The 21,391-nt window shown below is 68.8% G+C and carries 19 protein-coding genes; 13 read left to right on the top strand and 6 right to left on the bottom strand.

What is annotated here, in order from left to right; translation table 11 throughout:
- The first annotated feature begins 31 nt into the window (after positions 1-31).
- From NR101_RS11250 to NR101_RS11235, 4 genes are all read left to right on the top strand, one after another.
- A complete protein-coding gene (locus tag NR101_RS11250) occupies positions 32-949 on the top strand; it encodes a lauroyl acyltransferase (RefSeq protein ID WP_256775927.1) in 918 nt (305 codons plus the stop codon).
- A gap of 69 nt (positions 950-1,018) precedes the next feature.
- Complete coding sequence (gene ribA, locus NR101_RS11245) at positions 1,019-2,155, top strand: GTP cyclohydrolase II RibA (protein ID WP_256775928.1); 1,137 nt, start codon at positions 1,019-1,021, stop codon at positions 2,153-2,155.
- Positions 2,156-2,295: 140 nt separating this feature from the next.
- A complete protein-coding gene (locus NR101_RS11240) occupies positions 2,296-2,784 on the top strand; it encodes a PH domain-containing protein (protein ID WP_256775993.1) in 489 nt (162 codons plus the stop codon).
- Positions 2,781-4,322, top strand: a complete 1,542-nt coding sequence (locus NR101_RS11235) for a PH domain-containing protein (protein WP_256775929.1) — start codon at positions 2,781-2,783, stop codon at positions 4,320-4,322. Before NR101_RS11240 ends, NR101_RS11235 begins: the two co-directional genes overlap by 4 nt.
- A 192-nt stretch (positions 4,323-4,514) precedes the next feature.
- On the opposite strand, the gene NR101_RS11230 is transcribed toward NR101_RS11235, so the two are convergent.
- A complete protein-coding gene (locus NR101_RS11230) occupies positions 4,515-5,573 on the bottom strand; it encodes a CDP-glycerol glycerophosphotransferase family protein (RefSeq protein ID WP_256775994.1) in 1,059 nt (352 codons plus the stop codon).
- Between NR101_RS11230 and NR101_RS11225 the strand changes: the two genes are divergently transcribed.
- On the top strand, positions 5,572-6,390 hold the full coding sequence (locus NR101_RS11225; RefSeq protein ID WP_256775930.1) for a glycosyltransferase family 2 protein: 819 nt from the start codon (positions 5,572-5,574) through the stop codon (positions 6,388-6,390). The genes NR101_RS11230 and NR101_RS11225 overlap by 2 nt on opposite strands.
- Here NR101_RS11225 and NR101_RS11220 read toward each other — a convergent pair.
- The 5 genes from NR101_RS11220 to def form a co-directional block, all read right to left on the bottom strand.
- Positions 6,375-7,601: an O-antigen ligase gene (locus NR101_RS11220; RefSeq protein ID WP_256775995.1), complete on the bottom strand. Its 1,227-nt coding sequence runs from the start codon at positions 7,599-7,601 to the stop codon at positions 6,375-6,377. The genes NR101_RS11225 and NR101_RS11220 overlap by 16 nt on opposite strands.
- Before the next feature lie 186 nt (positions 7,602-7,787).
- A complete protein-coding gene (locus tag NR101_RS11215; protein ID WP_256775931.1) occupies positions 7,788-9,512 on the bottom strand; it encodes a glycosyltransferase family 39 protein in 1,725 nt (574 codons plus the stop codon).
- A 25-nt stretch (positions 9,513-9,537) separates the two neighbouring features.
- Entirely contained in the window at positions 9,538-10,875 is a 1,338-nt protein-coding gene (gene rsmB, locus NR101_RS11210; RefSeq protein WP_256775932.1) for a 16S rRNA (cytosine(967)-C(5))-methyltransferase RsmB, read from the bottom strand.
- Position 10,876: 1 nt separating this feature from the next.
- On the bottom strand, positions 10,877-11,800 hold the full coding sequence (fmt, locus tag NR101_RS11205; RefSeq protein ID WP_256775933.1) for a methionyl-tRNA formyltransferase: 924 nt from the start codon (positions 11,798-11,800) through the stop codon (positions 10,877-10,879).
- Positions 11,801-11,899: 99 nt separating this feature from the next.
- The gene (def, locus tag NR101_RS11200) at positions 11,900-12,412 is read right to left on the bottom strand and encodes a peptide deformylase (RefSeq protein ID WP_256775934.1); all 513 of its coding nucleotides are present in this window, start codon (positions 12,410-12,412) and stop codon (positions 11,900-11,902) included.
- 126 nt (positions 12,413-12,538) lie between these two features.
- Here def and NR101_RS11195 point away from each other — a divergent pair, with 126 nt between their 5' ends.
- The 8 genes from NR101_RS11195 (at position 12,539) to NR101_RS11160 (ending at position 21,345) form a co-directional block, all read left to right on the top strand.
- The gene (locus NR101_RS11195) at positions 12,539-13,669 is read left to right on the top strand and encodes a LysM peptidoglycan-binding domain-containing protein (RefSeq protein WP_256775935.1); all 1,131 of its coding nucleotides are present in this window, start codon (positions 12,539-12,541) and stop codon (positions 13,667-13,669) included.
- A gap of 73 nt (positions 13,670-13,742) precedes the next feature.
- Entirely contained in the window at positions 13,743-14,882 is a 1,140-nt protein-coding gene (gene dprA / locus NR101_RS11190) for a DNA-processing protein DprA (RefSeq protein WP_256775936.1), read from the top strand.
- 42 nt (positions 14,883-14,924) lie between these two features.
- A complete protein-coding gene (locus NR101_RS11185; RefSeq protein WP_256775937.1) occupies positions 14,925-15,398 on the top strand; it encodes a DUF494 family protein in 474 nt (157 codons plus the stop codon).
- Positions 15,399-15,435: 37 nt separating this feature from the next.
- The gene (locus NR101_RS11180; RefSeq protein ID WP_256775938.1) at positions 15,436-16,230 is read left to right on the top strand and encodes a GYF domain-containing protein; all 795 of its coding nucleotides are present in this window, start codon (positions 15,436-15,438) and stop codon (positions 16,228-16,230) included.
- 43 nt (positions 16,231-16,273) lie between these two features.
- Positions 16,274-17,182: an RDD family protein gene (locus NR101_RS11175; protein ID WP_256775939.1), complete on the top strand. Its 909-nt coding sequence runs from the start codon at positions 16,274-16,276 to the stop codon at positions 17,180-17,182.
- A 190-nt stretch (positions 17,183-17,372) separates the two neighbouring features.
- Positions 17,373-19,877, top strand: a complete 2,505-nt coding sequence (locus tag NR101_RS11170; protein ID WP_256775940.1) for a DNA topoisomerase I — start codon at positions 17,373-17,375, stop codon at positions 19,875-19,877.
- Between the two features lie 59 nt (positions 19,878-19,936).
- Positions 19,937-20,497 carry a Sua5/YciO/YrdC/YwlC family protein gene (locus NR101_RS11165; RefSeq protein WP_256775941.1) on the top strand — a complete coding sequence of 187 codons (561 nt, stop codon included), beginning with the start codon at positions 19,937-19,939 and terminating at the stop codon, positions 20,495-20,497.
- Between the two features lie 44 nt (positions 20,498-20,541).
- Entirely contained in the window at positions 20,542-21,345 is an 804-nt protein-coding gene (locus NR101_RS11160) for a DUF4124 domain-containing protein (RefSeq protein WP_256775942.1), read from the top strand.
- The last annotated feature ends 46 nt before the right edge of the window (positions 21,346-21,391 follow it).

The following is a 21,391-nucleotide window of genomic DNA, read 5'->3' as shown; positions in this document are numbered from 1 at the left end:
CGCTCGCCGCCAGCGGCTAGACTTTGCAGTGATGAAACCGCACACCACTGCCCGCCTGGCCTATCGCGCCGCTGCCCTGTTCACCCGCCTGCCCTGGTCCTGGCTGCGAGGCTTCGGCGCCGCACTGGCCAGCCTGTGGATACGTCTCAACGCCCGTGAGAGCCGGGTCACCCGGCGCAACCTGGAACTGGCCTTCCCCGAACTGACCGATGCCCAGCGCACGGTGATGCACCGGCAGGTGCTGCGCTCCACGGCGATGCAGGCGGTGGAGACCCTGCGTCTGTGGACCCGTCCGCGCGAAGCGAACCTGGCCTGTCTGGTCGAACGCCATGGCGAGGCGCTGTACGACGCCGCGCTGGCGGCCGGCAAGGGCGTGATCGTGGCCGCCCCGCACCACGGCAACTGGGAGTTGTTGAACCAGTGGCTGGCCTCGCGCGGTCCGATCGCCATCGTCTACAAGGCGCCTGACGAGGCGGTGGGCGATGCGTTCCTGCAACTGGTCCGCGGCGGCGACAACGTGCGCCAGGTGCGTGCCGAAGGGCCGGCGGTGCGCCAGCTGTTCAAGGTGCTCAAGGAGGGCGGCGCCACCGGGATCCTGCCCGACCAGCAGCCCAAGGCCGGCGACGGGGTGTTCGCGCCGTTCTTCGGCGTCGAGGCGCTGACCATGACCCTGGTCAACCGGCTGGCCGAACGCACCGGGGCCACCGTGCTGTACGGTTGGTGCGAACGGATCGGCCCGGACATGCAGTTCGCCCTGCATATCGAGCCAGCCCCGCCCGAGGTCGCCGACCCGGACCCGCGCACCGCCGCGACCGCGCTCAACGCCGGCATCGAGCGGATCGCCCGCCGCGATCCGACCCAGTACCTGTGGACCTACAAACGCTACACCCTGCGCCCGCCGGAAAGCGGCGAGGTCGATCCGTATGCCACCGAAGAACACCCGCACTGAGCGCGACGCTCTGTCGCGTCCCTGTCGCGATTGGAATCGGTGCCACCCGTCCCCACTGTGAAAGCCATGATGTCCCCCACGGCCCCTGCCATGTCCGATGCTGCCTCTTCCCTGTTCGGCGACCCGGCCGCGATCCGCTGCGAACGTGCGGTTGCCGAGCTGCGCGCCGGCCGCCCGGTGGTGATCGACGACGGCCACGGCCAGCGGCTGGCTTTCATCGCCCTGGACAGCAGCACCCGCAGCAGCTTCGGCGCTTTCGCCCAGGCCGCCGCTGACCGCCACTACCTGTTCCTCACCGCCACCCGCGCCCGGGTGCTGGGGGTCACTGCCGAACACGGCGCGCGCGTGCCGCTGGCCGGGATCGATTTCGATGCCCTGCCCTCGCTGAGCTACCTGCGCGAACCCGAGGCAATGCCGCCCGGCTGGAGTGCCGGCCAGGCACTCGACGACGGCGCGGTGGAAGTGGCGCGGCTGGGCCTGTTGCTGCCGGCCATGGTCGGGGTGCTGCTGGACGCCGATGACAGCCGCTTCGACGGCTGCGCGCAGGTGTCGCTGTGCGACCTCAGCCAGGGCGCCGAGCAAGCCGCGCATGCCTATGAGCTGGTGGCACGCTCGCCGGTGCCGCTGCGCGAGGTGGGCATGACCGAGTTCGCGGTGTTCCGCGGCGGCGTCGCCCAGCGCGACCAGGTGGCGGTGATTGTCGGCACCCCGGACTTGTCCGGCGTGGTGCCGGTCCGGGTGCATTCCTCGTGCCTGACCGGCGACCTGTTCGGCTCGCTCAAGTGCGACTGCGGCGACCAGCTGCGGCGCGGCCTGCGCAAGCTCAAGGAACTGGGCGGTGGCGTGCTGCTGTACCTGGACCAGGAAGGGCGCGGCACCGGCATCGCCGCCAAGATGCGCGCTTACGGTTACCAGCACGATGGGCTGGACACCATCGACGCCGATGCGCAGCTGGGCTTCGGCGCCGACGAGCGTCGCTACGGCAGCGCAGTGGCGATGCTGCAGGGGCTGGGCGTGCACCGCGTGCAGCTGCTCAGCAACAACCCGACCAAGGCCCAGCGCCTGCGCAACGCCGGCATCGACGTGGTCGACTGCGTGCCGGTGACCGGCGACATCACGGTCGAGAACGAGCAGTACCTGCGTACCAAGGCCGAGCGTGCCGGGCATCTGCTCGACGTGGACGCGCTGATCCAGGCCGCGCAATAGCGCGCGGCAACCTGCTACCGTCAGCGCGACGGGCGCACCAGCAAAGGGACGACGCCCGGCATGTTCCCCCTGCCGAGCACCCTGCCTTGCCCGACACCATCGTTACCCCTGCGTTCGCCACCCCGCCACCGCTTCCGGCATTGCCACCGTTGCCCGCCAGCGCCGACTGGCAGCCGCTGCCACTGCGCGCGGCCAGCATCGCCGCCGCCGCCGGTGCGATCTCCGGTGCGCTGCTTATCGGCGGCGTATTGGCCGCAGGTTGGGTGGTGCTGGACCTGCCGATGCGCTGGCTCGGCGCTGCCGGCATGCTGGTGCTCGGTGCACTGATCGGCGCGGGCTTCGGCTTCCGCCGCCAGCGGCGCACTTACTGGCGGCTGGACGACCAGGGCCTGGGCGTGCGACGCGACCTGATGTGGCAGCTGGAAACCCGCGTTCCGATCTCACGCGTGCAGCACCTTGACCTGCGCCGCGGGCCGATCGAACGCAGCGCGCGACTGGCCACGCTGGTGGTGCACACCGCCGGCAGCCGCTTCAGCGCGGTGACCCTGAGCGGGCTCGACGCCGACGATGCCGAACACCTGCGCGACACCCTCGCCCATCAACTCGACCGCGACGACGACGCGCTGTGAGTACGCCGCCACCGCTCGCTGAGGCGTCGGTCGCTGCCCCGCAGGAGCAGCGTCTGCATCCGTGGTCGTGGTTGTTCGTGCTGCTGATGCAGCTGCGCCAGTTCCTGCTGCCGCTGGTGGCGCTGGTGGTGTTCGGCAACCGGGGCGACCGCGACGAGATGTGGTCCTACCTGGCGGCGCTGATCGTCATCGCAGTGCTGGTGGGGATTTCGATCCTGCAATACCTGACCTACCGCTACCGGATCGGCCGCGACGGCATCAGCGTGCGCAGCGGGGTGATCTCGCGCAACCGGCGCGAGATCCCGTTCGCGCGCATCCACAATGTCGTGGTCCACCAGAACCCGCTGCACCGCCTGTTCGGCGTGGCCGAACTGCGGCTGGAATCGGCCGGCGGTCATCGCCCGGAAGCAGAAATGCGGGTGTTGAAGCTGTCCCAGGCGCTGGCGCTGGAACAGCTGGTGCGCCATCGCGGACAGGAAGCGGACGCCGTCGCAACGCCCACCGGCAACGAGAACGCACCTGCAGCGCCCATCGACGACGTACTGCTGCGGCTGAGCCTTTGGGACGTGGTGCGTCTCGGCCTGCTCTCCAACCGTGGCTGGGTGGTGGTACTGGCCGCCTTCGGTGCCAGCTACCAGTTCTTCCCGCGCGGCACGGTGTCCGACGCGATCGAGCAGGGTGGCCGCCAGGCCTTCGGTTATGCCAGCCACCTGCATCCGGCCACCTGGGTGTGGGCGGTCGTCGCGGTCGTGATGGTGATCGGCTTCTGGCTGATGCTGCGGGTGTTGTCGGTGGCGCTGGCGCTGCTGCGCTACTACGGCTTCCAGCTCAGCGAACACGAGCGCCGCCTGACCGTGGTCAGCGGCCTGCTCACGCGCCTGCGCAGCAGCGTCGCGCGGCGGCGCATCCAGGCCTGGACCCTGCGCGAAAGCACGCTGCAGCGTTGGGCAGGGCGACGCCACCTGCGCATCGATATCGCCGCCGGCGCCGCCGTGGACAACGAGCGCCGCGACCTGCGCGAGCTGGCCCCGCTGGCCACCCCGCAGGCCTGCGACGCACTGGTGCAGCACCTGCTGCCGCAGCTGGAGTGGCCGCCTGCGCGCTGGCAGCCGGTGCAGCAGCGCGGCTGGTGGCGGCTGAGCCTGGGCGCGTTTGTGTGGCTGCCGGTGGTCGCTGCCGCTGCGGTCTGGAACGGTTACCCGGGCGGTGCGTTGATCCTCTTGTGGCTGCCGTGGTCGGCGTTCCGCGCGCACCGCCAGATGGCGCGCATCGGCTATCACCTGGACGACCAGTACGTGGCGGTGCGCGGCGGCTGGTGGCAGCGCTGGTGGCGGTTCGCCGAGTTGGACAAGCTGCAGAGCCTGCGCCTGTCGCGTTCCCCCCTAGACCGTCTGCTGGGCACCGCCAGCGTGTGGCTGGACACCGCCGGCGCCAGCGGCAGCATCGCGCTGTGCCTGCGCTACCTGCCCGAAGCCGACGCGCGCGCGGTGCACGCGCAGCTGGGCAAGGCATTGGCCCGGCGTCGCCTGCACTGGTAGGAGCGCAGCCACGCATGGCGTGGCTCTACCAAAGCGACTCCAGCGCGCGGGTAATGCCACGCCGCGCGCGGCAACCCACCATCGAGGGGCTTGGCAACGCCCTGCGTGGCAGCTCGTCCGGGTAGTGCCACGCCATGCGTGGCAGCCCTCCACCCCACCGCCCCGGAACCGCCACGCCGCGCGTGCCCCCCCTCAACGCTTTGCCGGCCCCCAATACCCCAGCTCCCGGCGGATCTGCAGCCCCCGCGTCCACGCGCCGAACGGCTTGCGCTTGAGCGTGCCCAGTTCGCCGGACAGGAAATCCTCGGTGGCCGCGATCACCCGCTCGCTCGAATACCCGTCGCGGTACGGATGGATGGTGTCGGCATAACGCCGGATCTCGGCCATCAACGCCGGTTCCGGCGCCAGGGCGCGGTCCAGCATCGCCGGCAAGGCGCTCGCATCGTCGAAGTCGATCATGTGCGGCTGCGGCACGCGGTTGCGGAAGGTCACCACCGGTTTGTGCTGCACCACGAACTCGGACACGATCGAGGAGGTGTCCGATACCAGCACGTCGGCGGCGCGCTGCGCGGCCATCACCTGCTCCGGTTCGATGAAGGCGGCGTTGTCGCCGGCCAGCGCGCGATAACGCGCGAACAGGTCCGCGCTGCACTTGGGATGCAGGGTGAGCAGCCAGTAGCGCTCGCCGCGCGCGATGTCGGCGGCAATAGGCGCGTACAGGTGCGGCGCCGCGCTCAGGCGCTCGGTGAAGGTCGAGCCGAACAGGATCACCGGGCGGCCGGCAGCCGGTGCCCGCAATGCGGCACTGGCCCCGCCATCGTCGCGGAACAGCGGGTCCAGCTTCGGCCAGCCGGTCTGCGCCACCGCGAAGTGACCCTCGCGCGCCGCCAGCGCGCGGAACGGGTCGGTGGTGGCCGGCCCCTGCGTGCAGTACAGGTCGAACAAGCCGCGCACGCGGAAATGGCCGCGCGCGCTGTCGCGCTTCTGCACATTGAATCCATGGAAGACCTGCACCTTGGCCCCGGCGATGAACGGCGGCACCCAGTTGGCGGCGCTGAACACCGCCCGTGGGCGCAGCGCCAGCGCCTGCCGGAGATCCACGTTGGGCACGCCCGGCAGCTGCGATCCGGCAGCCCCGTCGGCGAACCAGGCCGACACCGATTGACCGGACGCGTGCAACGCCTGGGCCAGTGGGGCGAGAATGGGCAGCGCATAACGCTCCGTCGCAAACAGCAGGTACTCGGCCATCATGTCCTCCACGACCGCTCCCACTGAACGGCCTCGCATCTCGGCCTGCATTATCGCGTTCAATGAAGCCGACCGCATCGGCGACTGCCTGGCCTCGCTGGCCTTCTGCGACGAGATCATCGTGGTGGACTCGTACTCCACCGATGCCACCGTGGCGATTGCGACCGCGGCCGGGGCCAAGGTGCTGCAGCGGCCCTTCGACGGCTTCCGCAGCCAGAAGGCCTTCTGCGTGGCCCAGGCCAGCCATGACTGGGTGCTGTGCCTGGACGCGGACGAGCGCATCAGCGACGACCTGCGCGCGGCGATCCTCGCCGCCCAGGCCGGCGGCTTCGCCGGCCACCACGGCTACCGCTTCGCGCGGTTGTCCGACTACTTCGGCAAATTCCTGCGCCACGGCAACGCCTATCCCGATCGCGTGCTACGCCTGTTCGACCGTCGCCACGGCGGCTGGCGCGGCAAGCGCGAGATCCACGAAGCGGCCAGCGTCGATGGCAGCGTCGGCGTGCTGCGCGGCGACCTCATCCACTATCCGTACCGCTCGCTGGAGCAGCAGTTGAGCAAGACCCAGCGCTACGCGCGGATGATGGCCGAGCACGAATTCGCGCGCGGCAAGCGCGCCACCCTAGCCAAGCTGGTACTGGCGCCGGCCTGGCGGTTCTGGCGCGGGTTGCTGCTGCGCGGCGGCTTCCGCGATGGCTGGCACGGCCTGGTGTATGCCTACGTGCGCGCCAACTACGTGCGCCAGAAGACCATCATGCTGTGGATGCTCCAGCACGGGCAGCCGGTCAGCGACCCGCCGCGTGATCAGCCCGGCGACTGAGCCCGGGCGCCCGCCTGGGCCAGCGCCTGCCGGTGTACATGGCCCTGCATCACTGACAGGCCGGCCAGCAGCGCCACGATGGTGACGTAGAAGCTGGCGGTGATCTGGTGGGCGAACATCGACTGGGTGATCCCGCACAGCACGTAGGCCACCACAATCATGATCCCGGCCGCCGCCGGCCCACGGAAGGTGCTCTGGCCGCTGCGGCGGTGCAGACCCGCGAACACCCACAGCGGCACCCCATAGACCGCCAGCAACAGCAGCAGCCCCGGGATTCCCTGCGTGGCCGACCACTCGGCCAGGTCGTTATGCGCATGGCCCAGGTGGCAGCGCAGTTCGCTGGGATCGTCGCGGCACACCGGCAGGCGCTGCATCGCGCTGTCGAAGTGGCCGATGCCCACCCCGGTCAGGGGATGGTCGATGAAGGTCTCGTAGGCCACCTGCAGCCGTTCCACGCGGGCGCCGGCGGAGGAGTCACTGTCGCCCCGCTCCATCCGCACCACGTCGCGCTGGAGTTCGGTCAGGCGCACCTGCTCGCGCAGGCTCGGGATGGTCAGGGCCAGCGCGGCGGCGATTGCCATCAGGCCCGTCAACACCCCCAGGCGCGCCGGCCCGGTGCGCCAGCGCAGGCTCATCGCCATCACCGCCAACAGCGCCAGCAATGCCAGCCACACCCCGCGGCTGCCGCTGAGCACGATGGTCACGCAGCCGGCGACCATGCCCACGATCACCCAGCTCCAGCGCCGGTGTGGACGGCAGAACACCAGCAGCACCATCAGCACCAGCACGATGTCGGCCAGCACGATGGCATTGGTGCTCAGGTCGGCCCGTGGCGCGCCGCCGGCAACCTGCAGGATCGCCAGCACCATGGTGCCGAGCAGGCCGACCAGCGATCCCGCCCATAGCCAGCGCAGTTCCGGCCGGAACGCGCAGACCCACAGCGCCAACCACGGAATCACCGCAAACCGCGAGCGGTTGTCGATGTCGCGCAGGCCCTGGTTGAACAGATACATCGACAGCAGCGCAAGACCGATCGCGGCCAGCATCATCCAGGTCAAGGCCATCACCGGCCGTCCGGCCAGGTGCCGCGCACGCCACAGCAGCTCCGGCGCCAACAGGGTGCTGAGCAGCAGCACGATGCCGTAGGGCAGCAGGTTCTGCGGCACCGTCAGGATCAGCGCCGGCAGGCAGAACAGCCCGACGTTGGCCATCTGATGGGCAATCCGACCCCGCCCCTGCAGCGGCGGCAGGGAAACATCGGACAGCGGGGACACGGTGTTGTGTTTCATTGCCACTCTCGACCACACACAGGCATGCGTGCCCCTGGCATCCTCGGACGCGACCGGCGTCCACGGGCATGGCGCACGCGCTGGGCAGCGCGCGCCCCATTATGCGTCTCAATCCTCATCGCCATCGATCCTGTGCAGCGCGCGTTCGCGCTCGGCCTCGGCGGAAGTCGCCTCGCACGGGCCGTGGATGTCGCTGGCCTTCACCAGCCACCAACGGCGACGGTTGGCGACCCCGGCCAGCTCGGCCGTATCGCGATCCACGCAGCCCAGCAGCGCATCCTCCTGCACCACCAGCCATCGCCGCGCCGGCTCGGCCGCCTGCCAGGCCACGCCATCGCGCAGCTGCCGGTCCCAACGTCGGTTGAAGCCGAAGGTGGTGGCGGGCCGATCGGCCATCAGCAGGTTCTGCTCTTTCCATGCCACCAGCCCCAGTTCACCGTCGCTGCCGATGCGCTGGCCGATGTGCTGCATCAACCCGCGTGCGGAACTGGAATCGTTGAACAGCGGATAGCCGACCAGGCCGAAGGCGACCCAGGCCATGGCCAACGTGGCCACCACGGCCAGATGGAAACGGCGCGCCCCGGCCACGCACAGGCTCATTACCGCCCAGCAGCCCAGCGCCACGCCCACCCAGCCCAGTGCGGACGTCAGCGCGGTATCGATGCCGCGCTCCACGATCAGCTTGCTCTCAAAACCGGGCTGGCCGGTCAGCATCGCACTACCGGCGCCGAGCAGGCCCAGCGCCAGCAGAGCGACGAAGCCGCCCAGCAACCACTGCACGCCGCGACGGCGCAGCAGCCCCGGCAACAGCGGCGCCAGCGCCAGGCAGAACATCGGCAGTGACGGCAGGATGTAGACATCGCGCTTGCCGTGTGGAATCGAGAAGAACAGCACGATCAACAGCCACCAGCCGAGCAGCACCAGATAACGCGGGTCGCGCCGACGCAGGCGCCGCCACCAGGCCGGCACCGCCCACGGCAGGGCCAGGAACGCCGGCACCCACATCGACGGCATCGTGCCCAGGAAGTACCACCACGGCTGGTGATGGTCCCAGGACTGCGCATAGCGCTTGGCGGTCTGCCGGAACAGGATGTCGTCCATGTAGCTGCGGTACTCGGCCGAACCACTGCCGGTGGCAGCCAGCACCATCGGCAGCAGCCACAGCAGCACCGCCAGCGCGAACGCCAGCGGCCCCAGCCAGAAGCGCCAGTCGCGCACGTGCAGGCGCACCCGCGGCCAACCCAGCACCGAGGCCAGCCCGGCCGGCAGGATCATCAGCAGCGCGATCACCCCCACGCCCTTGGTGATCACCCCCAGCCCGGCGGCGAACCAGCCCAGCCACCACCACCGCCACGCCGGCCCGCAGATCAGGTGGCGCAGCAGGCCATAGTTGGCCAGGGTGATGAAGAACACCACCAGCGGATCGATCTGCGCCTTCTTGGCCTGGAAGGTGAACTGCACCGCGAACAACAGCGCCCAGGCCGCATACAGCCCGACCCGACGGGTCCACAGCCGGCGGCCCAGGTCGTACACGCAGGCCAGGGTGCCCAGCGCGGCCAGCAGCGACGGCAGCAGGAAGGCCACCCGCCAGTTGCCGAAAACGCTGTAGAACAGCGCCTGGGCCCACATCAGCATGGGAGGCTTGTCTGAATACAGCTCGGTGCCGCGATGGGGGAACAGCCAGTCGCCGCTGAGCACCATCTGCTTGGCGACCAGCGCAAAGCGCGGCTCGTCCGAGGGCCAGGGATCACGCATGCCCAGGCCGGTTCCGAGAACCAGCAAGGCCATCAACGCAAGCAACCAGAACTCTCGGGACGCACGGGTATTGAGCATGGGGCGCATGTCTGGCGGTATTGGATCAGCCCTTTTTTAGCAGACGCGCGTAGAAGAAGCCGTCTGCACCTTCTTCACCGGGCAGGCGCTGGCGCCCGGCCCACGAGTCGTGGCCGAAGCGTTCATCCAATGGCAGGAAGCCTGCGCGGGGGGTGCGCTGGAGGAAGTCTTCGACCTGGAACTGGTTTTCTTCGCGCAGGATCGAGCATGTCGCATACAGCAGGGTGCCGCCGGGGGCGAGCATCCGGAAGCACGCATCCAACAGGCGCGCCTGCAGCGCGACCAGCGCCTCGATATCGGTCGCGCGGCGGTGCAGCAGCACGTCGGGCTGGCGGCGGATGATGCCGGTGGCCGAGCACGGTGCGTCCAGCAGGATGCAGTCGAAGGGTTGGCCGTCCCACCAGCTGTCCGGATCGGTGGCGTCGGCGGCCAGCACCTGTGCCTGCGCACCGACGCCGGTGCGCACGAAGGTCTCGCTGATGCGTTTGAGCCGGCGCGGATCGATGTCCAGTGCCAGCAGCTGCAGGGTCGGATCGCGCTCGAGCAGGTGCGCGGACTTGCCACCGGGGGCGGCGCAGGCATCGAGCACCCGCGCGCCGGTACGCGGCGCCAGGGCGTCGGCGACCTGCTGGGCCGACAGGTCCTGCACCGACAACGCGCCCTCGGCGAACCCGGGCAGCGCCGATACCGCCACCGGCACCGGCAGGCAGATCGCATCGCTGCCCAGCGCCGAGGTCTCGGCGGCAATGCCGGCGGCCGCCAGTTGCTCGAGCATGCTTTCGCGGGTGCCGTGCTGGCGGTTGACCCGCAGCCACAGGGGCGCGGCCACCAGGCTGGCACTGAACACGGCGTCGGCCTGTTCCGGCCAGTCCTGCTCGACCTTTGCCGCCAGCCAGTCCGGGAACGCATCGCGCGCCGGCGCCCGCGGGATGCCATCGCGCTGTGCGCGGCGCAGCAGGGCGTTGACCATGCCGGCCTGGCGGTCGCGGCCCATCGCCCGCGCCGCTTCCACCGTCGCCGACAACGCCGCGTGGGCCGGAAGATCCAGGGCATCGAGCTGGGCGAAACCGACCAGCAACAGGGCACGCAGCTCGTCCTCGCGCACGCTCAACGGCCGCTGCATCCACTGCGCCAGAGCTGCATCGTATGCACCACGACGGCGCAGCACGGCAAAGCACAGCGCCTCCAGCAGCGCACGGTCGCGGCTGTCATCCAGCTGCGGCAAGGCCTGGGTCAGCTCGGCCTTGAGCGAGCGGCCACGGCCGATCACCTGGGCCAGGACCTTGGCGGCGAGCACCCGGGTAGGCACGCCCGGTGCCATGGCCGCGCGCGGGGCCGCCTTGTTGTCACGGGTCTGGGTCATCTCAGGCGCCCACGACCAGGTCACGGCGCGCATTGAGGTAGTCGGCGGCGGTGATCGCCTTGCCCCCCTCGCGCTGCAGCACGCGCAGGCGCAGCGCGCCTTGCCCGCAGGCGATGTCGATGCCGTCGCGCGAGGCGGCCAGCAGGGTGCCCGGGGCCTGGCCCTGGTTGTCCGGCAGGGCCACCGCGCCGTGAATGCGCACGCGTTCGCCGGCCAGCGTGGCCTCGGCGATCGGCCACGGATTGAAGGCGCGCACGGTGCGCTCCAGCGCCTGGGCATCCTGTGCCCAGTCCAGCCGCGCTTCGGCCTTGTCCAGCTTGTGCGCGTAGGTCACCCCGGCCTCCGGCTGCGGCTGGGCAATCGGCTTGATCCCCGCGCGCAGCAGGCCCAGGCCATCGGACAGCACCTGCGCGCCCAGTTCGGCCAGGCGGTCGTGCAGGTGGCCGCCGGTGTCGCTGGCGCCGATCGCGACGTGCTGCCTGAGCAGGACCGGGCCGGTGTCCAGGCCCACTTCCATCTGCATCAGGCACACGCCGCTTTCGGTGTCGCCGGCCTGGATCGCGCGCTGGATCGGCGCGGCGCCACGCCAGCGCGGCAGCAGCGAGGCATGCACGTTCCAGCAGCCGTGGGTGGGGATGGACAGCACGGCCTTGGGCAGGATCAACCCGTAGGCCACCACCACCATCAGGTCCGGCTGCAGGTCGCGCAGCTGCTGCTGGGCTTCGGGGGTCTTGAGGGTTTCCGGCTGGAACACCGGGATGCCACGCGCGATCGCCTCCAGCTTCACCGGCGAGGGCATCAGCCCGCGCCCGCGTCCGGCCGGGCGGTCCGGCTGGGTGTACACGGCCACCACTTCATGGTGGCGCGCCGCCACGCGCAGCGAGGACACGGCGAACTCCGGCGTACCGGCAAAGACAATCTTCATGGCAACCCCACTTGCAGAAAGTAAAACGGCGCCGGTGACCGGCGCCGAACAACCGGGTGCGGCGCGCGGTCAGCCCGCGCGGCCGTGCCCGTGGCCATCTCAGGCAACGTGCTTGCGCTGCTTGGCCAGCTTCTTGCGCACCATCTCGCGCTTGAGCGGCGAGAGGTAGTCGATGAACAGCTTGCCGTCCAGGTGGTCCATCTCGTGCTGGATGCACACGGCCAGCACGCCATCGGTGGTCAGCTCCTGGGGCTGGCCCTGGCGGTCGAGGTAGCGCACGGTGATGTCGTTGGCGCGGGTCACATCGGCAAAGATGCCCGGCACCGACAGGCAGCCTTCCTGGTAAACCTGGCCGCCTTCGCTGGCCACGATCTCCGGGTTGATGAACACCTGCGGGGTGTCCTTCTCTTCGCTGACGTCGATGACCATGAAGCGCTTGTGCACATCCACCTGGCTGGCGGCCAGGCCGATGCCCGGGGCGTCGTACATGGTGTGGAACATGTTGTCGATCAGTTCCTGGAACGCCGGGGCGGTCACTTCGGCGGGTTCGAGCAGCGCAGCCTTGGTGCGCAGGCGCGGGTCGGGGAACTCGAGGATAGGCAGGATAGCCATGGCAAATACCGGTAGGGGGCGCCGGTCAAAGCGGCGTACGTCGCAATTCTATCGCCAACGCTTGCCCTGCGCCCCGGTTTCTGGACTATAGTGCGGGCACCTGTTGGGGAATCAGGCACCACACCTATGTTTGAACGTACTCGTACGGTCGTCGCCGTGGCGATGTTGACCGTCGCCACCTATGCTACCGCCGTTGAAGTGAATGGCGGGCACCCGGATACCTACGTCGTCCGCAAGGGCGATACCTTGTGGGACATTTCCGCGCGCTTCCTGAAAAAGCCGTGGTTGTGGCCGGAGATCTGGCAGGCCAATCCGCAGGTCAAGAACCCGCATCTCATCTACCCGGGCGACGTACTCAGCCTGGCCTACCTGGACCGCGTCGTGGCCCAGCCCGGCCCGCGCCAGGAAGCGCCGATCAATGCGATCCCGCTGGATCAGGTCGAACCGTTCCTGAAGCAGCTCAGCGTGGTCGATGAGATCAAGTCGCTGCCGTTCGTGGCCGGCCTGGAAGACAACCGCCTGCGCGCCACCAACGGCCAGGTTGCCTACGTGCGCGGCCTGGACGGGGCGGAAGTGGGCCAGCGCTACGCGGTGGTCCGTCCGACCGTCCGCTACGCCCTGCCCAAGCCGACCGAAGAGCTGACCGCCCGCGGTGAGGTCACGCCAGGCAGCGGCAACGTCTGGAAGAACTATTTCGTGCCCAGCAAGCGCAACCAGACGCTGGGCTACGAGCTGGCCCAGGTCAACATAGGCACGGTCACCAAGGTTGCCTCCGGCAATGTCGATGTGACCACCATCGCCCTGCAGACCCAGATCGGCGCGCGTGAAGTACGCAACGGCGATCGTCTGGTGCCGGTCGAAGCCAATCCTTACGACCTGCAGTTCTTCCCGCATGTCCCGGCAGCCCAGAGCGCAGGCCTGGACATCCGCGTGCTGGCGGTGACGGACATGTTCCTGTCCGGGGGCCCGCGTGATGTCATCGCCATCTCCGCCGGCAGCGCCAATGGCATCGACAACGGCACCGTAGTGTCGCTGTGGCGCCAGGGCCGCCACGTGGCCAACACGATGAAGTACCCCGGTTCGTCGCGGATGGACGATTCGCTGACCGACGGCGCCGGCCGGATCACCCTGCCCGACGAGTACGCCGCCCATGCGATGGTGTTCCGCACCTTCGACAAGGTCAGCTACGCGCTGGTGATGCAGGGGGTCAAGCCGGTCCAGGTCGGCTATGCGGCCAAGCACCCCGACGCGCAGTAACGCGGCAATTCCTGACGCAACACTCCGACGGCGCCCCAGGGCGCCGTCGGCGTATGCGGCCTAGCCTGAGGGGATGAGCCCCCTTCTCACCGATGATTCCGACGCCGTGCTGCGGCTGGCCCTGGCCGGCGGCAGCGTGCCTTCGCGCCGCCGCCTGCTGGAGCAGCACGGCGATGCCGGCCACGCCCTGCGCGCCGGCCCGGCTGCCTGGCGCGCGGCCGGTTGCAGCCCCGGCCAGTGCAGCCGCCTGGCGACACCCGATCCCGCCCTGTTGGCCCGCGCACAGGCATGGTTGGCCGAACCGGACCACCACCTGCTGTCCATCACCGGCGAGGACTACCCGGTGTTGCTGCGCCACCAGCCGGAGGCGCCACCGGGCCTGTTCGTGCAGGGCGACCCGGCCGCGTTGTGGCATCCCGGGGTGGCCGTGGTCGGCAGCCGCACCCCGTCCCCCAGCGGCGCCGAGCTGGCCGCGGAATTTGCCGGGGCGTTGGCGCGTAGCGGTCTGTCGGTGGTCAGCGGGCTGGCTGCCGGGGTCGATGGGCGGGCCCATGACGCCGCGCTGCAGGTACCGGGCGGACTGACCGTGGCGGTGGTCGCCACCGGGCTGGACCAGACCTATCCGCCGGCCCACGCCGGCTTGCAGGCGCGGATCGCCGCGCGCGCCGCCGTGGTCAGCGAGTACCCGCCCGGGATCGCGCCGAAGGCGCATCAGTTCCCCGCACGCAACCGGCTCATTGCCGGGCTGGCGCTGGGCACGCTGGTGATCGAGGCCGCCCATCGCTCCGGTGCGCTGATCACCGCGCGGCTGGCCGCCGAGGCCGGCCGCGAGGTCTTCGCCGTGCCCGGCTCGGTGCGCAATCCGCGCGCCCGTGGTTGCCACCGGTTGATCCGTGAGGGTGCCCAGCTGGTGGAGCATCCTGACGAGGTGATCGCCGGGCTGACCGTGCTGGCCGGCAGCCTCGGCCAGGCCTTGCGAAGCCGGCTGGGCGCCCCCACTGAACAGGCACGACCCGCGGCGCGAGGCGCCCCTCCCTTCTCCGACCCGAACTACCAGCGCTTGTGGCAGGCACTGGATGACAACCCAACGGGTATGGATTCATTGATCCAGCGCAGCGGATTGACGACGGCCCAGCTGTCGGCCATGCTGCTGATCATGGAACTGGATGGAAAGGTGGTGGCCCATTACGGGCGCTACTGTCGAAAACCCTAGTTTCTTCACCTCCACAGCGTCGTTGACGCAGGCCGAGGGGCAATGAAAGAGAGCATTCTGGATGTCCTGCTGTACCTGTTCGAACATTATTTCAGCGAGGATCCGGACCTTGTCCGTGACCGCGACACCCTCCAGAACAGCCTGATACAGGCCGGCTTCAGCCCCACCGAAATCAAGAAAGCGTTCGACTGGCTCGATGCCCTGGCCGACCAGCGGCCTGCCGTGACCCTGGCCCGGGTCGATGGCCCCGTGCGCATCTATCACGGGCCGGAGCTGGACAAGCTTGACGTCGAAGGGCGTGGTTTCCTGATGTTCCTGGAGCAGCACGGCATCCTCGACGCCAACCAGCGCGAGCTGGTGCTGGACCGGGCGATGGCGCTGGACCAGGACGAACTGGACCTGGACGACCTCAAGTGGGTGGTGCTGATGGTGCTGTTCAACCAGCCCGGTTCCGAGGCGGCGTACGCCTGGATGGAAACCCAGATGTTCATTGACGAACCGGAACCGCTCCACTGACCGTACACTGGGCGCCTTGCGCATTCAGGAGCGTGCCGTGGGCCAGTGGTTCTATGCAGAAGGAAATCGCCAGCAGCGTGGGCCGCTGGCGTCTGACGAGCTGATCGCGCTTTACCAGTCCAGCCGCATCGCGGCCGATACGCTGGTATGGCGCGACGGCATGGCGCAGTGGCAACCGCTGCGCGAGGTCGCCGACGAGATCGGTCTGGTCCTGGTGCCGCCCCCGACCAGCGCATCCGATCCCGTCATCCCGGCCGATATCGACACCGTGAGCGTCCCTGTGGAGCCGGTTGCACCGGTGCCACCGCAGATCCCCGCGCCGGTTCCACCGGTGGCGACGCCGCCGCCGACGACCGCCCCCCTCGCCGCTGGCACGGTGCCGCCGCGCAAGGGCCTGTCCGGCTGCGCGATCGCAGGCCTGGTGGCCGGCGTGTGCGTGCTGGTGCTGGTGGGCATTGCCGGCATCCTCGCCGCGATCGCCTTGCCGGCCTATCAGGAATACACGCTGCGCGCGAAAACCACGCAGGCTGTCGCGGAACTGGCGCCGATCAAGCTGCAGATGGTCGAGTTCGTCAGCACCAACGGACGCTGCCCGGTGAATGCCGATGAAGGCTTCCAGGCGGCCGAAGACTACGCGAGCGGCGCGCTGGCGGCAGTGCATATCGGTCGCTTCGACAACAGCCATTGCGGCATCGAAGCGGCATTGTCGGTGCCCGACCAGACCAAGCTGGACGGCAAGCTGTTGTGGCTGGATTACGACCCGGACCAGCAGCACTGGACCTGCACCTCCGAAGCCGACGACAAGTACCTGCCGCTCGATTGCCGCGGCTGACACCGGACCGATGTCCATGGACGAATCAAAGGGGATTGACGCAATGACTGAGTGGTATTTCGCCGATGGCCAGGAACGCCAGGGCCCGTTGACGGCCGATGAGCTGCGCCTGCGTTTCCAGCGCGCGCAGATCAACCTGGCCACGCTGGTGTGGCGCGAAGGCTATCCGCAGTGGAAACCGTTGTCTGAAGCGGTGGACGAGCTGCAGCTGCAGAACCTGTCCAGCGCGGCCGAGAACCTCGGCAGCGGCTTCGACCTGCGTGGCGATTACACCGCCATCGACAACGGCACCGCGCCGTTGCCCGGCACCGGGGGCGGTACCCATTCGCCGTACACGGCCCCGGCGGCCAGCAGCTATGCCGGCACGGCGGTGGTCAGTGGCGGTGACGTGGTCTATGCCGGCTTCTGGAAGCGCTTTGCCAGCTACTTCATCGATTCGCTGGTGGTCGGTGTGATCAACGTCCCGATCAGCCTGATCTTCAACGGGATCGGCGCGGTGTCGGGCAACGAATCGGTGGGCGTGGTGATGAGCCTGCTGGCGATGGCGGCCAGCCTGGTGGTGGGCGTTGCCTACTACGCCGGTTTCCATTCTTCGGCGGGCGGCGCGACGCTGGGCAAAATGGCCGTTGGCATCAAGGTGGTGCGGGGCAACGGCGAGCGCCTCACGCTGGGCCGCGGTATCGGCCGCTACTTCGGTTTCCTGCTGAGCAGCCTGACCCTGATGATCGGTTTCATCATGGCCGCCTTCACCGAACGCAAGCAGGCCCTGCACGACATGATCTGCGACACGGTGGTGGTCGACAAATGGGCCTACACCGAGAACGAACACCTGCAGGAACCGGGCCTGGGTACCGTCACGATCGTGATCCTGGTCATTTCCGGCCTGGCCACGGTGGCCGCTATCGGGCTGGGCATCGCCATGATCGGGGTCATCGCCAGCTCGATGTCCTGAGTGGATCCTCACACCGGGCCGCTTGACACGAGCAGCCCGTCGTGATTCCTCTAATAAGAGAAAGAAGCTGAACGCCCGGCGCATACCCGGGCGTTCAGTTTATGGATATCGCCCGCTGCCCTTCACTAATGCGGCCATTTGCTCCACCCTAGCGCCCTCCCCCGGGCCGCTGCCCAAAGAAATAACTGACATGCCCAAGCACCTGCTCATCGTCGAATCGCCCGCCAAGGCCAAGACGATCAACAAATACCTCGGCAAGGACTTCACCGTCCTGGCCTCGTATGGGCATGTGCGCGACCTCGTGCCGAAGGAAGGCGCGGTCGACCCGAACAACAACTTCGCGATGCGCTACGACCTCATCGAGAAGAACGAAAAGCACGTGGATGCCATCGTCAAGGCTGCCAAGACCGCCGACGACATCTTCCTGGCAACCGATCCGGATCGCGAGGGTGAAGCGATCAGCTGGCACATCGCCGAGATCCTGAAGGAACGCGGGCTGGTCAAGGACAAGCCGATGCAGCGGGTGGTCTTCACCGAGATCACCCCGCGTGCCATCAAGGAAGCGATGGGCCATCCGCGCGAGATCGCCGGCGACCTGGTCGATGCCCAGCAGGCGCGTCGCGCGCTGGACTACCTGGTCGGCTTCAATCTCTCCCCGGTGCTGTGGCGCAAGGTGCAGCGCGGCCTGTCCGCCGGCCGCGTGCAGAGCCCGGCGCTGCGCATGATCGTCGAGCGCGAGGAAGAGATCGAAGCCTTCATCGCCCGCGAGTACTGGAGCATCGATGCCGCCTGCGCGCATCCGTCGCAGCCCTTCAATGCGCGCCTGATCAAGCTGGACGGGCAGAAGTTCGAACAGTTCACCGTGACCGACGGCGACACCGCCGAAGCGGCACGCCTGCGCATCCAGCAGGCGGCGCAGGGCGCCCTGCACGTCACCGACGTGGCCAGCAAGGAGCGCAAGCGCCGCCCGGCCCCGCCGTTCACCACTTCCACGCTGCAGCAGGAAGCCTCGCGCAAGCTCGGCTTCACTACCCGCAAGACCATGCAGGTGGCGCAGAAGCTGTACGAAGGCGTGGCCATCGGCGAAGAAGAAGGCACGGTCGGCCTGATCTCGTACATGCGTACCGACTCGGTCAACCTGTCCCAGGACGCGCTGGCCGAGATCCGCGACGTGATCGCCCGCGATTACGGCATCGCCTCGCTGCCCGACCAGCCCAACACCTACCAGACCAAATCCAAGAACGCCCAGGAAGCGCATGAAGCCGTGCGTCCGACCTCGGCGTTGCGCACCCCGGCACAGGTCGCCCGCTTCCTCACCGACGACGAGCGCAAGCTTTACGAGCTGATCTGGAAGCGTGCGGTGGCCTGCCAGATGATCCCGGCCACGCTCAACACCGTCAGCGTGGATCTGTCGGCCGGCAGCGAGCACGTGTTCCGCGCCAGCGGCACCACCGTGGTGGTGCCCGGCTTCCTGGCCGTGTACGAAGAAGGCAAGGACACCAAGAGCGCCGAGGACGACGACGAAGGCCGCAAGCTGCCGGCGATGAAGCCCGGCGACCGCGTGCCGCTCGATCGCATCGTGGCCGACCAGCACTTCACCCAGCCGCCGCCGCGCTTCACCGAAGCGGCGCTGGTCAAGGCGCTGGAAGAATATGGGATCGGCCGTCCGTCGACGTATGCCTCGATCATCCAGACGCTGCTGTTCCGCAAGTACGTGGAAATGGAAGGCCGCAGCTTCCGCCCGTCCGACGTCGGCCGAGCGGTGTCCAAGTTCCTGTCCAGCCACTTCACCCAGTACGTGGACTACGACTTCACCGCCAAGCTCGAAGACGAACTCGATGCCGTCTCGCGTGGCGAGGAAGACTGGATTCCGTTGATGGCCCGCTTCTGGGACCCGTTCAACAAGCTGGTGGTGGAAAAGAACGAATCGGTCGACCGTGCCGAGGCCAGTGGCGCGCGCGAGCTCGGCACCGACCCCAAGACCGGCAAGCCGGTCAGCGTCCGGCTGGGCCGCTTCGGGCCGTACGCGGCCATCGGCAGCACCGCCGAGGACGCCGAGGACAAGCCCAAGTTCGCCTCGTTGCGCCCGGGCCAGTCGATGCACACCATTGCCCTGGAAGACGCGCTGGAGCTGTTCCTGATGCCGCGCGCGCTGGGCCAGGACAAGGATGAGGATGTCAGCGTCGGCATCGGCCGCTTCGGCCCGTTCGCCAAGCGTGGCAGCACCTACGCCTCGCTGAAGAAGGAAGATGACCCCTACACCATCGACCTGGCCCGGGCGGTCTTCCTGATCGAAGAAAAGGAAGAGATCGCGCGCAACCGGATCATCAAGGAATTCGAGGGCAGCGAGATCCAGGTGCTGAACGGTCGGTTCGGTCCGTACATCAGCGACGGCAAGATGAACGGCAAGATCCCCAAGGATCGCGAGCCGGCGTCGCTGACCCTGGCCGACGTGCAGCAGCTGATGGAAGAAACCGGCAAGCCGGTGCGCAAGGGCTTCGGCAAGAAGGCGACCAAGAAGGTCGCCGCCAAGAAGGCCCCGGCCAAGAAGGCGGCGGGCGAGACGGTGAAGAAGGCGGCGGTCAAGAAGACGGCCACCAAGAAAACCGCGGTAAAGAAGGCAGCCAAGGAGGCCCCGGCAAAGAAGGTCGCCAAGAAAGCGGTGAAAAAAGCAGTCAAGAAAGCCGCTTCCTGAGCCGGCTTTCGCCGCGCTGCGTCTATCCCCCTGCGCCGTAGCGGGGGGATAATCCCGGCATGAACGTACTCACCCTGGATACCGCCCTGCCTGCGCTGCGCGCCGGTGGGGTGATCGCCTATCCCACCGAAGCAGTCTGGGGCCTGGGCTGCGACCCCGGCAACGAGCCGGCGGTGATGAAGCTGCTGCGGATCAAACAGCGTCCCGTCGAGAAAGGCATGATCCTGGTGGCGGCCGAGCTGGCCCAGCTTGAGGGCTGGGTGCGTCTGCAGGCGCTGCCCGCATCGCGCCAGGCCGCCGTGCTGGCCAGTTGGCCCGGCGCGCACACCTGGATCCTGCCGGCGGGCCCGCGCGCGCCGCGCTGGATCACCGGGGAGCACAGCGGGATTGCGGTGCGGATCAGCGCCCATCCGCGGGTAGCCGCGCTGTGCCGCGCCTGGGGCGGCCCGCTGGTGTCCACCAGCGCCAACCTGGCCGGTCGCCCACCGGCACGCACCCGCGCCGAGCTGGACCCGGCGTTGCTGCCCCTGCTGGATGGACTGATCGACGGCGACACCGGCGGGCTGGCCCAGCCGACCCCGATCCGCGACGCGCTCAGCGGCGACATCCTGCGCAGCTGAGCCCGGGTTTTGCGTGCGTGCCGGCAAAGCCGCACACTGTGGCCATGCACCGACTGACCGCCCTGAGCCTGTCCCTGCTGCTATGCGCCGGCAGCCTGCCGCTGGCGGCGCAGGATGCCGCCAACGTTCGCGTGTACCGCTGCGTGGGTAGCAACGGCGCGGTGGCGCTGCAGGATGCGCCCTGCCGCGATGGCCGCCAGGAAGTGCGCGACATGCAGCGCCCGCGTGATCCCGCCCCGCGCGTGGTGCGCAGCGACCGCGATCCGGACCAAGCGCCCACGCCCGCGGCCCCCCAGCGCGAAGTGCGCTATGTGCACGTGCAACCGCCGCAGCCCCTGTACGAATGCGTGCGCGATGACGGCAGCCGTTACACCAGCGACAGCGGCGAGGGCAATCCGCGCTGGGTGCCGGTGTGGACCAGCGTGTACGCCCCTTATGGACCCGGTTACCGCCCTCCCGGCGGCGGCCGACCACCGCCGCGACCGCAGCCATTGCCGCCGATCGCGCCGATGGGCGCGGGGTCGGTGCAGTCCAGCGGCGGTGCGCTGACCGTCTCCGGCGGCGGCCGCCACGGCGGGGGCAGCATCCGCATTGGCGGCGGCAGTACGCAGTGGGAAGGGGAACGCCAGGGCTACCCGGGCACCTACACCGACACGGTGATCCCGACCGGCAACGTGCTGGTGCGCGATCAGTGCACGCCATTGCCGCAGCAGGACGTCTGTTCGCGCCTCAAGGACCGCCGCTGGGAGCTGGTGCGCCAGTACAACAGCGCGTTGCAGGGTGAGCGCGATGCGCTCAGTCGCGAGCAACGCAGCGTTGATGCGCGGTTGGACCGCGACTGCCGCTAACGCGTGTTTCAATGTGCAGGCGCATTTGGCGCTGTCGACGACACGC

The organism is Stenotrophomonas sp. Ste86 (genome assembly GCF_024519465.1).
Taxonomy (GTDB): domain Bacteria; phylum Pseudomonadota; class Gammaproteobacteria; order Xanthomonadales; family Xanthomonadaceae; genus Stenotrophomonas.
This window is presented reverse-complemented; position numbering and strand designations above follow the sequence as displayed.